We start from the raw sequence: 13,680 nt of genomic DNA, 5'->3' as shown, positions 1-13,680 counted from the left end.
TCAGCCATGAGCGAAGTGATGAAAAAGAACGACACCAATCTGACCCAGTACCGCCCGGCCACCGACATCCTGGAACGCGAGGACGGGTTCTATATCTACATGGATCTGCCGGGCGTGGCCAAGGACGCCCTGGTCATCGACCTGCAGGAGGACGAGCTGACCGTCACGGGCACGACCTCCTACGACCTGCCCGAGGGCGAGACCTTCACCGAGATGCAGTTCGGCAACGGCCAGTACCGCAGGACCGTGTCCCTGTCCGACATCGTGGACCGGGAACGCATCAGGGCCAACCTGAAGAACGGGGTGCTGGAGCTGTTCCTGCCGAGGGTGGAAAAGACCCAGCCCAAGCGGATCCAGATCTCCCAGGGCTGATCCCCGAACAAACCGAAAGACAAAGGCCGCCGGCAATGTCGGCGGCCTTTTTTTGCGTTCATTCGGCGAGAGGACTACGCCGACCAGGAACTCAGGTCGATGAGCCCGGTGCGCGCCGCAAAGCGCAGCAGATCCACGGTATTGGAAAAACCGAGCTTCCTCATCATGTTGGCCCGGTGGTTCTCCACGGTCTTGGGGCTGATATAGAGCTCCCTGGCAATGTCCTTGGTGTGCAACCCCTCGATGACATGGCGCATGACCTGCCGCTCGCGGGTTGTCAGGGAGGAAAGCACGTCCCCGTACTGTCCGCCCGAACTCATGAGCCTGTCCAGCACCTCGCCGGACAGGGCGCTGTCCAGAAACCGGCCGCCACCGGCCACGGTTTCCAGGCCCCGCACCAGGTTCTCCGCTGCGGATTCCTTGATCATGTAGCCATTGGCGCCAGCCCGGAAGGCCTCCACGATGTAATCGGCCTCGGAATGCATGCTGATGACCAGAAATCGGGTTCCGGGGAGTTCCCGGCCCAATTCCCGTATGATCTGAATGCCGTTCATGTCCGGCATGGAAATATCCATGAGGATCACATCCGGCCGCTGCTCCAGGGCCACGGCCAGAGCCTCCTTGCCGGTGCCCGCCTCCGCGGCCACCGAAAACCTCCCCGTCTGGTTGACGATGGCCTTGAGGCCCTCGCGCAGCAAGGGGTGGTCGTCAACAATCATTACCCTCATACATGCTCCCCTAGAAAACATCCTGCACCGCTCTCCTTTCGGTGCGTCCATTCCACAAACCCCTCTCCATGGGATTTTCAGACGAAAAACTCCCACTTAACGTCCTGATACCTCAAAACGATTCGAATGAGAAGACGATTGAATCCGCCCCGAGATTACCCACCTCTCCGATCAAAAATCTCCTACTTGAGCCGGGAAAGCCAGGTGGAGGCAATGGCCGCATGGCCGGAGGTGACGGTTCCGGCAAGCTGCTTGGCCGTATCCCCGGATACGGCCGTGTATTCCCGGTCAATGACCAGGGTGATGGGCCTTCCCTGGCCGTCGCGAAGCTGTTCCAGGCCCTGGGCGAAGCGGCTCAGCCGCTTGTCGTCGGGCAGTATCCACAGGGACGGGCAACGCAGGCGGGCCACGGCCTTGAGCGCGGGCGGCCCGCTCCCCCCGAGCACGGCCATGAGAAAAGCCGATTTTGCGCCGGGAACCCCTGCGGTCTCCACGGCGGCGGCCACCCCCGGCCCCACGCCGAGCAGGCCCACCCGTGCGGCCCTGACTTCTTCGTGCCCGCGCATTTCCTGCAGGACCTGTGCGGCCTGCCGAATCAGGGCGCCCCGATCCTTCTTCCCGCCGCAGGAAGGCGGGGAAAAGGCCAGCACCGCGGTATCGCGCATGCCGAAGGCCCGCACAGCGCCCTGCACCAGGGACGGGTCCAGACACTCGGTCCCATGCAGCAGCACGGCCCCCGCATAGGTCCCCTTCTGGGGCGGCAGGGTCAGAATGGCGTCCACCGGGCCGTCCGGCAGGTCCAGACGCATCTTTTCCTCACGAAAATGCAGCTTTTTGGGGAACAAGGCCTTTTCCCCCTCGGGCATGTAGATGAAACGCTCGATGCGGTCGTCCTTGGCCAGGAAGGTCACAGAACCGGTCACGGGCTCGTCCTCATACAAGGAAGGCCCTATGGTGTAGATATACTTGCTGAACTTTCTGAGCCGCCGCAGCTCGCCCCGCACGGAGTCGTAAATCAGCAAACGGCCGTAGGAGGAATTGCGGGCATCGATGATGGTCACCACCCGGTCGCCCTCCACCAGGAACTGCCCGGCGAACTCCTCGGGCGAATAGGAATAAAAGGCGCTGTAGAGCTCCATCCCGAGCTGGGCCTCGGCGCCGCGGCGCTCCGACGTGCCCACGGCCATGGCGCCCTCGTACTCCTTCAGCTCCGGGGCGAATTCGGAAACCGACGAACTGATGGGCTTGCCTGCGGGGACGGCCCGGGTCTGCGCGGCGGCAGGGCCGGGAACCGGAGCCGTTTCAACCGGTCCGGCCGGGGCCACGGGCTCCCTGGAAAGCACGATGGTCTTGTCCAGGGGCATCTGCTGCGGCTTGGCTTGGGGTGAGATCTTCTCCGGGACGGCCGGTGGCGGGGCCTCGGCCTGCTCCGTGGGGGCCTCCACGGGCGCGTCGGCAAGCTCCACATTGATGAGTGGCCTGGGGCCTTCGGGCGCGACATAACGCACGGACGCCGTGAGCAGAAAAACCACGACGACGTGCAGCAGAAGCGAGAAGAGCCAACTCAGGGCGCGCATGAGCCATCCGTTTGTTTGGGCCGGGAATGACCGTCTACGAAAATCGTAACCATCCAGGCTCAAATTGGCAAGAATTCTTGAAGAAACAGGAAGTTCTCGCTGTCGGGGAAAAGGGTTGGTTTTGACGGCTTATAATTTTAATGTCCCGGGGAAAGGCTCATGAATGGAACATGGGCAAGATCCACCCATGCCCCGAAGCGGAACAAAGAGAGCTTGAATGAAACAGGGCGCGACACGCATTGTATTGATTTGTGCCGACAACGACACGGCCGCACGCATCCGGGAGGCGCTCGAAGGCCTGCCCGTAGCCGTCTCCTTCCGGGCCACAAGCACGGAAGAGGGGTTGGACGCCCTGGAAAAACGCTCCTGTGCGGCCGTGATCCTGGCCCCGGCCAAGAAGGAAAAAAAGTGGGAACAGGCCGTTGCGGACATCGCCGAGCGCCACCCCGGCCTGCCGGTCATTGTCCTGGCCCCCGAAGGAACCGACCGGGAAGAGAACGCCTGCAGCGCCGGGGCATCCGACTACCTCGAATGGAACGCCTCCCTGCCCCGCGCCCTGGCAACCGCCCTGCGGCACGCCGCGCGGGTCTTTGAGCTGCGCCAGCGCCTTGCCCGGGAAACCGACATCATCGCCATGACCCGCAAGCTGGGGCGCATCGGCCAGTGGCGCTACGACTTCACCACGGACACGGCCCAATGGTCGCCCGAATGCTATGCCATGTTCGGGCTGGACCCGGCCACGAACACCCCCCTGAACCTGGAGCAATTCCGGGAGCGCATTCTCCCGGACGACCTCGAGGCAGCAAACGCGGCCTTCTCCCTCAGCCGGAAAACCGGCGAACTCCTGGATGTGGAGTTCCGCTGCAGGCGCGAAAACGGGGAAACCTGCCATGTCCGTTGCATTGCAGAGCCCCAGCAGGACGAGACAGGGACGTATGTGGCCCACGAAGGCATCATTCAGGACATCACCCAGCACAGGCTGGTCAACGCCGAGCTGGAACGGCGAAGGATACAGATGCAGGACGCCCAGTCCATCGCCCGCATGGGCAGCTGGGACATGGACGAGAACGGCACCTTTCTCTGGTCCGAAGGCCTCTACCAGGTCTTCGGCTGCAACCCCGAGGACATCACCAGCTTCGAAAGCTTCCGCCAGTACATCCACCCCGAGGACCGCGAGGTCTTCGACCAGGCCAACCGGGCCACCTTCCGGGAGGGCTGGCCCCTGGACTTCGAGTACCGCATCATCCGCCCGGACGGGGAGGAACGTTACCTGCATCTGCACCGCAGGGTGGTGCTGGACAATGCCGGCAAGGTGGCCCGCGCCTACGGCATCGCCCGGGACATCACCAGCCAGAAGCGCTTTGAATCCGCCCTGAACAAGCGGGACGCCATCCTCCAGGCCGTGGGCCAGGCGGCCGGGCGCTTCCTGCGCGGGGGAGCCTGGGAAAAGGAGGCCGAAAAGGTCATCGAAGCCCTGGGCAAGTCCGTGGGCGCGGAGCTGACCTACGTCTACTGCAATGAAACCGTGGGCGGAGAACTGACGGCCGCCCTGAGCCACGAATGGCACAGCCCGGAGCATCCCGGACTCATGAAATACGATGCCCTGCAAAGCCAGGCATACTCCAACGGGTATTCCCGGTGGGCCTTGCGCCTGGGCGACAAGAAACCCATCATGGGCCATGTGCGCACCCTGCCCGCCTCCGAGCGCGCGCTCCTGGAGACCCTGGGCATCAAGTCCATCATGGCGGTACCGGTCTTCGTGGGCAAGCAATGGTGGGGGTTCATGGGCGCGGCCATCTACCAGGCCGAACGGGACTGGCTGTCCACGGAGCTGGAGTCCATGCAGCTGGCCGCCGAGATTCTGGGCAGCGCCATCCACCGGGACCGCATGGAGCAGAAGCTCATGGTGGCCAACCTCTCGGCCGAGGAGGCCCAGCGCGAGGCCGAGGAGGCGAACCAGGCCAAGAGCATGTTCCTGGCCAACATGAGCCACGAAATCCGCACACCCATCAGCGGCATCATCGGGCTCACGGAAATGACCATCACCACCGGGCTCAAGCCCGAGCAGCGCACAAACCTGAACATGATCCGCGATGCGGCCCGCTCCCTGCTGAACCTGGTCAACGATGTCCTGGACATCTCCAAGATCGAGGCCAACAGACTTTCCCTGACGCCCGCGGACTTCCGCTTCCGCAAGGCCATGGACCAGATGGTCAAGCCCTTCCTGCCCCAGGCCAAGAAAAAGGGGCTGGACCTGGCCATGAACATCCACGAATCCGTGCCCGAGTTCGTGCACGGCGACAAGGACCGCCTGGCCCAGATCATCCGCAACCTGCTCAGCAACGCCCTCAAGTTCACCAGCCAGGGCGGCGTGGACATCCACGTGGAAACCGAACGCAGCGCGGCGGACCGGACCTGCCTGCTGTTCCGGGTCTCGGACACGGGCATGGGCATTCCCCCGGACATGCTGGACCACATTTTCGACGCCTTCACCCAGGTGGACAGCTCAACCCACAAGCAGCACCAGGGTACGGGCCTGGGCCTGGCCATCTGCCGGGAACTCGTTTCCCTCATGGGCGGGGAGATCGAGGTGGGCAGCCGCCTCGGCCGGGGCAGCGTCTTCACCTTCCGGGCCTGGTTCGGCACGGCCGAGGCCGCCGTGGAGCCCGAACACGAGGCACCCATCCTGCCCGACCCGCTGAACCTGAACATCCTGCTGGCCGAGGACAACGAGCTGAACCAGAAATTCCTGACCCACTTCCTGTCCATGTTCGGACACACCGTGACCCTGGCCAGGAATGGGGTCGAGGTCCTGGAAACGCTGGCCAAGGCAAGGCAGACCTTCGACCTGATACTCATGGACATCCAGATGCCGGAAATGGGAGGCGTGGAAACCACCAGGCGCATCCGCTCCTCCGAAGGCAGGCTCTACGACAGGAACATTCCCATCGTAGCCCTGACCGCCTACGCCATGAAGAGCGACCGGGACAGCATCATGGCCGCGGGCATGGACGAATACGTGACCAAGCCCGTGGACATGGCCGAACTTTCCGCGGCCATTGTCCGCGCCGTGAACAAGCGGGGCAAGGCCGCCCGAAAGGCCAGAACCCGGATCACGGCCCGGTCCCAGCTCGTGCGGCCCGCCCTGGCCCCGCAGCAGGGTTTCCGGCTCAACACCGAAGCTCTGGTGCAGCGGTTCCGGGGCAACGACCAGTTGCTGGTGGAAATCCTGGATATCTTCCTTCGGGAGGCAGAGGAGAGGCTGGAGCAGATCAACGACGCCTGGACCCGCCAGGAGGCCTCGGCGCTGGGCGCGGCCCTGCACTCCATGTCCAACATTGTCAGCCACGTGCAAGCCATCGAAATCATGAGCGAATCACGACAGCTGGAACAATGGGTGCACCAGGGACGCATGGACCTGGTGGGCAGCGGGCTCAAGGGCTTCAAGCAGCGCTTCCGCCAGGTGGTGGATGCGGTGCGCAACTTCCGCCAGGATTTCCCCTAGGCGAAATCTCCAACGATCTACAACAAGCCACGCTCGGCGGCCATGAGCACGCCCAGGGCCATGGCATTGAGCTTGGTCTCGTCCGTATCCGCGCGGGAATTGAGCACCACGGGCGCACGGGTGCCCACGATGGCCCCGGCGGCCTTGGAGCCCGCAAAGTACATGAGCCCCTTGTAGAGGATGTTGCCGGCCGCCAGGTCCGGGGCCAGCAGGATGTCGGCGTGCCCGGCCAGGGGATCGTCCATGCCCTTGTGTTCCGCGGCCCGCCGGGAAATGGCATTGTCCAGGGCATAGGGGCCGCCGATGCGGCATCCCGGGATCTCGCCTTGGGCGGCCATGTCCTTGAGCGCCTGGGCGTCCGTGGTGGCCTGCATCTTGGGGTTGACCTTCTCGGATTCGGCCAGCACGCCCACGATGGGATTCTCCAGGCCCAGGGCCGAGGTCACCCGAAGGGCGTTGAGGATGATCTGCTTCTTCTCCTCCAGGCTGGGCTTGATGACCATGGCCGCATCCGTGAGGAAATACATCTTGTCCGCGGCGGGCATGTCCATGAGCACGGTGTGGCTGATCATGTCGCCGTTGACCAGGCCGGTCTCCTTGTTGAGCACGGCACGCAGGAACACGCCCGTATCCAGGAATCCCTTGAGCAGCACCTGGGCCTCGCCCGAGGCCACCAGCTCCACGGCCCTGGCCGCGCCTTCGGCCTCGCCCCGGGCGTCGATGACCGAGCATCCCGAGACGCAGACGCCCAGCCGCTCGGACAGGGAGGCTATCTTTTCCGCCTCGCCCACCAGCAGGAAGGAGCCGATGCCCTTTTCCTGCGCCCGGCCCACGGCCTTGAGCACTTCGCAGTCGTGGGCGCAGGCCACGGCGATCCTGGCGCGTTCTCCATATTCGGCGGCTTTTGCCAACATTTCATCCATTGTCCTGATCATGACGGGCTCCATTGCGGTCGAGGGTCTGCGGGGCGGGTGGCGGCCGTTTCTGTTGGCTAATACTTCACGGCCGCATTTTCAAGACCATTGCCCGAATTTCCACCACGAATGTGCGTGTTTCATCACAACTTCTTTGCATTTTTTTCACAAAGCGACTACAACCCTGAAACACCCCATTGAAGTCAGGATCTCGAGGAGGGAACTATGCTAGTGAGAGAGTGGATGACCAGAAACGTCATCACCTTGGGGGCGACATCTTCCGTGCTGGACGCCTCTGCCATATTGCATGCAAAGAACATCCGCCAGTTTCCTGTGGTGGACGAATCAGGAGACCTGGTGGGCATCGTTTCGGACCGCGACATCCGCGACGCCATGCCTTCCAAATACCTAGCGGGCGACAACGCCGCCAACGGAGGCCTGTCCACGCTCACGGCCGGCGATATCATGACCATGGACCCCATCACCGTGGCCCAGGACACGGCCATGGACATCGTGGCGGAGAGTCTGGTCAACAACAAGGTCGGCGGGCTGCCCGTGGTGGACGGCAAAAAGCTCATCGGCATCATCACCCAGGCCGACGTCATGCGCTTCATGTGCAGCGCCACGGGCGCCATTCGCGGCGGCACCCAGTTCGCCTTCCGTCTGGAGGCCAAGCCCGGCCCGCTGGCGGCGCTGCTCAACGACCTGCGCGACAAGAGCGTGGTCTTCACCAGCGTGTTCACGTCCTACGAGCTGGAAAACCCGGGCTACCGCCACGCCTACATCCGCGTCTCGGACGTGGGCGACCGGTCCGTGGAGGATCTGGTCAGGTATCTGCAGGCCAGCTACACCCTGCTCTATTACGTCAATGAAGGCGTTACCGTGGACATCGTGTAAATTTTCGGAGTGAAAAATGAGGGGGAACCTTTCGAGTGAAAGGTTCTCCCTCCAAAGCTTTTTAGCAAAACCGCCCGGCCGCTCTGCGAGCAGCCGGGCGGTTTGTTTATAGCAATCCTGCCAGCAGGCCGGGAATCGCGCCAAGCCCGACCCACAACAGCCATCAATAGCTCAAGGTATCGGTGTATTTCTTTTTGATTTTCTCCCGGGCCCCTTCGCGGACCAGGGCCGCCATGTGCATGTTGAATTCATCGAGCCGTTCGGCCAGGGGCGATTGCCGGGAAAGCACCATATGCACGTGATTCGTGCGCTGGTATTTGTAGCGGGCCTTGGTGATACGGTGGGCGTAATCCAAGTGTTCGAGCTGGCGGTCGCCATGGGTCTCGGAAAGGACCATGGCGTCGATGCGCCCATCCAGCAGCTTCTTGAAGTTGAGCTCGGAGTTGCGCACCGCATCCTTGTTCAGCCGGATATCCTCGTCGAACCGACTGAAATAGCGGGCCCCGATCACGGTCCCGATGCGCAGGCCGTAAAGGTCCGTGTAGGAATTGATGGCCGGCCCCCCGTCCTTGAGCACGTAGAAGGCCTTGGGCGAGAACTGGTGGTACGGAGGCTGGATGAAGTGCATGCACATTTCCCGGTCCTCGCGGTGCAGCACGCAGGGCATGAGATCGATGCTCCCCTCCTCCAGGCAGACCAGGCCGCGGGCAAAGGGCACGTGCACGAATTCGATGCGCAGGTTCATGCGCTGGGCCAGGAGCCGCAGGAATTCGATGTCGATGCCGTGCTCATTCCCCGCCTTGCCCTCCTTCCAGGGGGCCATGACGCTGAACTGCACACGGATGACCTCCGGCTCGGCGGCCAGGGCCCTTGAGGTAAAACAGAAGACGACCGCCAGAAAAAGCACGGCCGCGAGGGACACGGTTTTCATGATTGATTCTCTCGCTCCACGGTGCAGAGCTAGCAGCAATACGGGAAAAAGATCAATAAGAAATCACCTCGCCGCGCTGGGGATTGCCCTTGCAAGCCAGAAACACCTCCCGTCAGCCGCTTCGGCGGGCCAATTTATTGGCAAAGATAGAGATAAGGCCGCCGAGCATTATATAGCCGAGAATGACTTCAAACATGACCATCATGGCTGCGAAAGATGTTTTCGGGATAACATCGCCAAAACCAAGCGTCGTGAAGGTCACCACGCTGTAATAGAGCATTGTCAGAAAGCTGTCCCCACTGAGCTGCGCGGTTTCAAAGGACTTTCCGAATCCTATGTCCAAATTCAACAACCAAAAAAATGCCCCGAACCACAATGCGATCATCATTGACCAAAACGCCCATTGAGCAAGGGAGCGGCCACAATCTGAAGAAATTGACCAAAGAGTGTGCCAGAAAGGATGTTTTTCCTTGAACTCGGCTATGTAGCAAGCGTCCATGGCGTCTCGTCGGAACATCTGGCTACCATATGCACTAGCAACTCTTAGGGATCTTGATTTCAAATTACGCCGATCATACTTAATGCCGTTAATAAAAGCTCCCTCGAAACTACAATTCTGCAAATCTGATCCTACAATGATTGCTGCAGCCATATTTGACTCATTGAACTCAGAGCTAGTCAGTATTGATGAGGTAAAATCAGCTTCAACGAGAGAAGCATTATGGAAATCGCATTTGATAAAGGCTCCCCGTCGCATATGAACATTATTCAACTTTGATTTATTGAAATTTGACACATGAGCTACACATCCAGACCAATTTGACATTGTCAAATCTGTTTCATTAAACACACAACCCCATAAAGAACTCTGATTCAGCTGCGCATACCGCATATAAGAATTAGAAAAATCAACGTTTATCAAACTCATTTTATTGAAATTTGCATCGTATAATATGGCATTCTGCAAATCTAAACCAATAAGTTCTCCAACACATGATTTTTCACGTTCTAAAAGAGGAGTTACCAACGCTTTATCTATTTTTTGAAATGAAAAAGATTCAAGATTAGGCTCAACTTCAGGATTTTCTTTTCGCCACCTGTTCCAGCCTTCAACACCGCCTTCGAGAAGTATCTTTACATGCTCTGGATTTGCCATAGCGATATCGATAATCCGTTGCCAAGATTTGATCAAGAGACGTATTTATTTCAGGCTGTTCTCCAAAAGACAAAGAAGAAGGCCGCCCCATCCAGAGCGGCCTTCTATTTTGCCATTGGCACGAAACCCTACCCGCCCAGATAGGCCTTCTTGACCTCCGGGTCCTCCATGAGGTCCTGGCTGGCTCCCTGGGCCACGATCTCGCCGGTGTCGATGACATAGCCACGGTCCGCGAACTTGAGCGCCAGGTTGGCGTTCTGCTCGATGAGCAGGATGGTCATGCCCTCCCTGTTCAGCTCCTTGAGCGCCCGGAACATGTCATACATGAGCAGCGGCGCCAGCCCCATGCTCGGCTCGTCCAGCATGATGAAGGTGCACCCGGCCATGAGCGCGCGGGAGACCGCCAGCATCTGCTGCTCGCCGCCGGAGAGCGATTCGCTCTGCTGCCTGCGGCGTTCGGCCAGACGCGGGAACAGCGAATACACGCGCTGGTAGTCCCGCTCGATGTCCTGGGGCGTGTCCTTGCGGGCATAGGTGGCCAGCTTCAGGTTTTCCTCCACGGACAGGTTGCCGAAGATGTGGCGCCCCTCGGGCACCAGAATCATGTGCAGGTCCGAAACGACCTTGTCCGGGGCCCAGCCCAGAATGGAGTCGCCCGCATAGAGGATGTCCCCCTCCACGACCTTGGGGGCCTCGGGCGGCGGCAGCCGGGAAATGGACATGAGCGTGGTGGACTTGCCCGCGCCGTTGGCCCCGATCAGGGTGACGATCTCGCCCCGGTCCACATGGAACGAGATGCCGTGCAGGGCCTCGATGTTGCCGTACTTGACCTTGAGGTCCTTGATTTCGAGAAGTCGTTCGCTCATATGGTGTCGTCCCCCAGATATGCCTTGATGACCGTGGGGTCGTTCTGGATTTGTTCGGGCGTGCCCTCGGCGATGGTCGCGCCGAAGTCGATGCACTTGATGTACTGGCACAGGCTCATGACCACCTTCATCTGGTGCTCGATCATCCAGATGGTGATGTCGAAGTTCTCATGGATCCAGCGCACCAGCTTGATGAGGCCCTCCACGTCCGCAGAGTTGAGGCCCGCCGCGGGCTCGTCCAGCAACAGCAGCTTGGGCCGGATGGACATGGCCCGGGCGATCTCCACGCGCCGCTGCAGGCCGTAGGGCAGGTTCCTGGGCAGCTCTTCCGCGAACTCCTTGAGGTCCATGGCCTCCAGCATTTCCCAGGCAATGTTCTCGATGCGCTTTTCCGCAGTGCGGTATTTCTTCGTGCGCAGGAAAGCGTCGAACACGCTGTAGCCCATCCGGTAATGCTGGGCGATGCGGATGTTGTCCATGACGCTCATGTCGTGCCAGAGCCGGATGTTCTGGAAGGTGCGGGCAATGCCCATGCCCGTGACCTGGTGCGGCTTGAGCCCGGCGGTGTTCCTGCCGTCGAACTCGATGCCGCCCTCGGTGGGCTGGTAAAACCCGGAAACCAGGTTGAAGATGGTGGTCTTGCCCGCGCCGTTGGGGCCGATGAGCCCCACCAGCTCCCCGCCCCTGAGTTCGATGTCGAACTTGGACACGGCCTGGAGACCACCGAACCGCTGCGTCATTTCGTCTATCTTGAGTAGCGACATGGCGGCCTCCTACTTGAAGCTGAAGTAGCGTTTGAGTTTCGGGAAGACATCGGAGAGCTCCTTGTTGCCCATGATGCCTTCGGGCCTGAACTGCATGAGCAGCACCAGTATGAGCGGGATGATGACCCACTTGATGATCTGCAGGGGCCGCAGGGCCTCCAGCAGCAGGGTGAACAGCACCGCAGACATGGCCGCGCCCGTGAGCGAACCCATGCCGCCCAGATAGACCATGACCAGGCATTCCGTGGACTTGAGGATGTTGAACGACTGCGGGTTCACGTAGCCGATCACGTGGGCGAACAGTCCGCCCGCAACGCCCGCCAGCCCGGAGGAAAGCATGAAGGTCACCAGCTTTATCCTGTCGGTGTTCACGCTCATGATCTCGGCCGCGATCTCGTCCTGGCAAATGGCGTTGACGCCCTTGCCGAAGGTGGACGAGGTGTAGCGGCGCAGGATCCAGAGGGTGAAGGCCGTGCCCAGCAGGGTCCAGATCATCATCCAGGGGATGTCGGCCACGTCGGTCATGGCGTAGACCACCTGCTTCATGCCCATGAAGCCGCGCGGTCCGCCGATGATGTCCAGGTTCTCCAGCCCCGAGATGACCATGTAGTTCACCGCGATGGTGATGATGGCCAGGTAGTCGCCGCGGGTTTTGAACGAAGGCACGGCTACCAGGATACCCACCAGGGCGGCCACGGCGCCGCCGATGATGATGGCGATGGGGAAGAAGAACGGGGCCAGCTCCGGCGGCAGCAGGGGCGCGCCCAGGATCTTGTTCTGGGCGAACAGCAGCACCGTGACCACGGACGAGACGTACGCGCCCACGCACATGAAGGCGGCGTGCCCGCAGGAGAACTCGCCCATGCTCCCGTTCACCAGGTTCAGGCTGGTGGACAGGATGATGTTGATGCCCATGAACAGGATGACCGACTGGATGTACAGGTTGAACAGCCCGGCCTGGGCGCCCAGCACGATGAGCAGGCAGCCCGCGAGAAAGGCGATGTTGATGGTGTATTTCTTCATCTGCTCCACCGCCTAGATCTTCTGGTGCCGGGCTATGCCGAACAGGCCCGTGGGTTTCATCCACAGGATGACCAGCAGAATGGAAAAGGCGATGAGGTCGCGCAGGGTGGACGGGAAGAAGGCCACCACCAGGATCTCGATGAAGCCCAGCAGGAACCCGCCCACGAACGCGCCGCGAATGTCGCCGATGCCGCCCACCACGGCCGCGATGAACGCCTTCCAGCCGATGAGCGCGCCCATGTAGGGCTCCAGGATCGGGTAGGACATGGCGAAGAGCATGCCCGCCAACCCGGCAAAGCCCGAGCCGAGCACGAAGGTGAACACGATGATGGTGTCCACGGGAATGCCCATGAGCGGGATGGCGAACTTGTCATAGGAGATGGCGCGCATGGCCATGCCGATGCGGGTGCGCGTAACGATGAAGTTCAGGATGCCGAACACGGCGAAGGCCGCGAAGATGACCAGCACCTTGAGGTTGGTCACGGATACGTCCCCCAGGCTCCAGACCGTCTTTTCCATGAGTTCGGGAAATTTCTTCCGGCTTGCGCCCAGCAGGGCCAGGTTGCCGTTTTCCAGGATCAGGCCGCACATGAGGGCGGTGATGACCACGTACAGGCGATGCGCGCCCTTGCGCCGCAGCGGGCGGTAGGCGATGCGCTCCAGGGTCACGCCCACCCCGGCCGTGAGGATCATGGTCAGGGGCACGCCGCAGGCCAGCACGGCCCAGTTGGGCAGGTCCAGGCCCTGCACGCCGAGCACGAACACCGAGACCCCGAAGGCGATGTACGCGCCGACCATGAAGATATCGCCGTGCGCAAAGTTGATGAGCAGCAGCACCCCGTACACGAGCGTATAGCCCAGTGCGATGAGCGCATAGAAGCTGCCCCATTGCAATGCGTTGATTATGTTCTGAAATAGAGCTTCCACGTTGGGTCCCCTTCCGGGCG

12 protein-coding genes are annotated in these 13,680 nt (G+C 61.1%); 3 read left to right on the top strand and 9 right to left on the bottom strand.

The annotated features are described in order from the left end of the window. The first annotated feature begins 6 nt into the window (after positions 1 to 6). Complete coding sequence (locus tag FGL65_RS03100; protein WP_147819604.1) at positions 7 to 372, top strand: Hsp20/alpha crystallin family protein; 366 nt, start codon at positions 7 to 9, stop codon at positions 370 to 372. Positions 373 to 446: 74 nt separating this feature from the next. Here FGL65_RS03100 and FGL65_RS03095 read toward each other — a convergent pair whose 3' ends face one another. Continuing rightward, complete coding sequence (locus FGL65_RS03095; RefSeq protein ID WP_147819603.1) at positions 447 to 1,100, bottom strand: response regulator; 654 nt, start codon at positions 1,098 to 1,100, stop codon at positions 447 to 449. 182 nt (positions 1,101 to 1,282) lie between these two features. Then, positions 1,283 to 2,677 carry a dihydrolipoyllysine-residue succinyltransferase component of 2-oxoglutarate dehydrogenase complex gene (locus tag FGL65_RS03090; RefSeq protein WP_147819602.1) on the bottom strand — a complete coding sequence of 465 codons (1,395 nt, stop codon included), beginning with the start codon at positions 2,675 to 2,677 and terminating at the stop codon, positions 1,283 to 1,285. A 217-nt stretch (positions 2,678 to 2,894) separates the two neighbouring features. Here FGL65_RS03090 and FGL65_RS03085 point away from each other — a divergent pair, with 217 nt between their 5' ends. Further along, on the top strand, positions 2,895 to 6,182 hold the full coding sequence (locus FGL65_RS03085) for a PAS domain-containing protein (RefSeq protein ID WP_147819601.1): 3,288 nt from the start codon (positions 2,895 to 2,897) through the stop codon (positions 6,180 to 6,182). Positions 6,183 to 6,199: 17 nt separating this feature from the next. On the opposite strand, the gene FGL65_RS03080 is transcribed toward FGL65_RS03085, so the two are convergent. Beyond that, the gene (locus tag FGL65_RS03080) at positions 6,200 to 7,117 is read right to left on the bottom strand and encodes a bifunctional enoyl-CoA hydratase/phosphate acetyltransferase (protein ID WP_147819600.1); all 918 of its coding nucleotides are present in this window, start codon (positions 7,115 to 7,117) and stop codon (positions 6,200 to 6,202) included. 204 nt (positions 7,118 to 7,321) lie between these two features. Between FGL65_RS03080 and FGL65_RS03075 the strand changes: the two genes are divergently transcribed. After that, entirely contained in the window at positions 7,322 to 7,993 is a 672-nt protein-coding gene (locus FGL65_RS03075) for a CBS and ACT domain-containing protein (RefSeq protein WP_147819599.1), read from the top strand. Between the two features lie 163 nt (positions 7,994 to 8,156). Here the strand turns inward: FGL65_RS03075 and FGL65_RS03070 are convergent, their stop codons facing one another. The 6 genes from FGL65_RS03070 to FGL65_RS03045 form a co-directional block, all read right to left on the bottom strand. Beyond that, positions 8,157 to 8,924: a substrate-binding periplasmic protein gene (locus tag FGL65_RS03070; protein ID WP_147819598.1), complete on the bottom strand. Its 768-nt coding sequence runs from the start codon at positions 8,922 to 8,924 to the stop codon at positions 8,157 to 8,159. Positions 8,925 to 9,036: 112 nt separating this feature from the next. Then, positions 9,037 to 10,116 (bottom strand): pentapeptide repeat-containing protein, encoded by a 1,080-nt coding sequence (locus FGL65_RS03065; protein WP_147819597.1) that lies wholly within the window; start codon positions 10,114 to 10,116, stop codon positions 9,037 to 9,039. A gap of 92 nt (positions 10,117 to 10,208) precedes the next feature. Further along, positions 10,209 to 10,946: an ABC transporter ATP-binding protein gene (locus FGL65_RS03060; RefSeq protein ID WP_147819596.1), complete on the bottom strand. Its 738-nt coding sequence runs from the start codon at positions 10,944 to 10,946 to the stop codon at positions 10,209 to 10,211. After that, a complete protein-coding gene (locus FGL65_RS03055) occupies positions 10,943 to 11,710 on the bottom strand; it encodes an ABC transporter ATP-binding protein (RefSeq protein ID WP_147819595.1) in 768 nt (255 codons plus the stop codon). Before FGL65_RS03055 ends, FGL65_RS03060 begins: the two co-directional genes overlap by 4 nt. A 9-nt stretch (positions 11,711 to 11,719) precedes the next feature. Further along, positions 11,720 to 12,733 carry a branched-chain amino acid ABC transporter permease gene (locus FGL65_RS03050; RefSeq protein ID WP_147819594.1) on the bottom strand — a complete coding sequence of 338 codons (1,014 nt, stop codon included), beginning with the start codon at positions 12,731 to 12,733 and terminating at the stop codon, positions 11,720 to 11,722. A gap of 12 nt (positions 12,734 to 12,745) precedes the next feature. After that, complete coding sequence (locus FGL65_RS03045) at positions 12,746 to 13,660, bottom strand: branched-chain amino acid ABC transporter permease (protein WP_147819593.1); 915 nt, start codon at positions 13,658 to 13,660, stop codon at positions 12,746 to 12,748. Positions 13,661 to 13,680 lie beyond the last annotated feature (20 nt).

The organism is Salidesulfovibrio onnuriiensis, assembly GCF_008001235.1.
In the GTDB taxonomy this organism is placed as follows: Bacteria; Desulfobacterota; Desulfovibrionia; order Desulfovibrionales; family Desulfovibrionaceae; genus Pseudodesulfovibrio; species Pseudodesulfovibrio onnuriiensis.
The sequence above is the reverse complement of the archived record's forward strand: the minus strand, read 5'-3'. Positions and strand labels throughout refer to the sequence as shown.

Bases quoted from the DNA above. Each gene is read 5' to 3' on its own strand.
- FGL65_RS03100 (WP_147819604.1), top strand. From the start codon at position 7: ATGAGCGAAGTGATGAAAAAGAACGACACCAATCTGACCCAGTACCGC.
- FGL65_RS03095 (WP_147819603.1), bottom strand. From the start codon at position 1,100: ATGAGGGTAATGATTGTTGACGACCACCCCTTGCTGCGCGAGGGCCTC.
- FGL65_RS03090 (WP_147819602.1), bottom strand. From the start codon at position 2,677: ATGCGCGCCCTGAGTTGGCTCTTCTCGCTTCTGCTGCACGTCGTCGTG.
- FGL65_RS03085 (WP_147819601.1), top strand. From the start codon at position 2,895: ATGAAACAGGGCGCGACACGCATTGTATTGATTTGTGCCGACAACGAC.
- FGL65_RS03080 (WP_147819600.1), bottom strand. From the start codon at position 7,117: ATGATCAGGACAATGGATGAAATGTTGGCAAAAGCCGCCGAATATGGA.
- FGL65_RS03075 (WP_147819599.1), top strand. From the start codon at position 7,322: ATGCTAGTGAGAGAGTGGATGACCAGAAACGTCATCACCTTGGGGGCG.
- FGL65_RS03070 (WP_147819598.1), bottom strand. From the start codon at position 8,924: ATGAAAACCGTGTCCCTCGCGGCCGTGCTTTTTCTGGCGGTCGTCTTC.
- FGL65_RS03060 (WP_147819596.1), bottom strand. From the start codon at position 10,946: ATGAGCGAACGACTTCTCGAAATCAAGGACCTCAAGGTCAAGTACGGC.
- FGL65_RS03055 (WP_147819595.1), bottom strand. From the start codon at position 11,710: ATGTCGCTACTCAAGATAGACGAAATGACGCAGCGGTTCGGTGGTCTC.
- FGL65_RS03050 (WP_147819594.1), bottom strand. From the start codon at position 12,733: ATGAAGAAATACACCATCAACATCGCCTTTCTCGCGGGCTGCCTGCTC.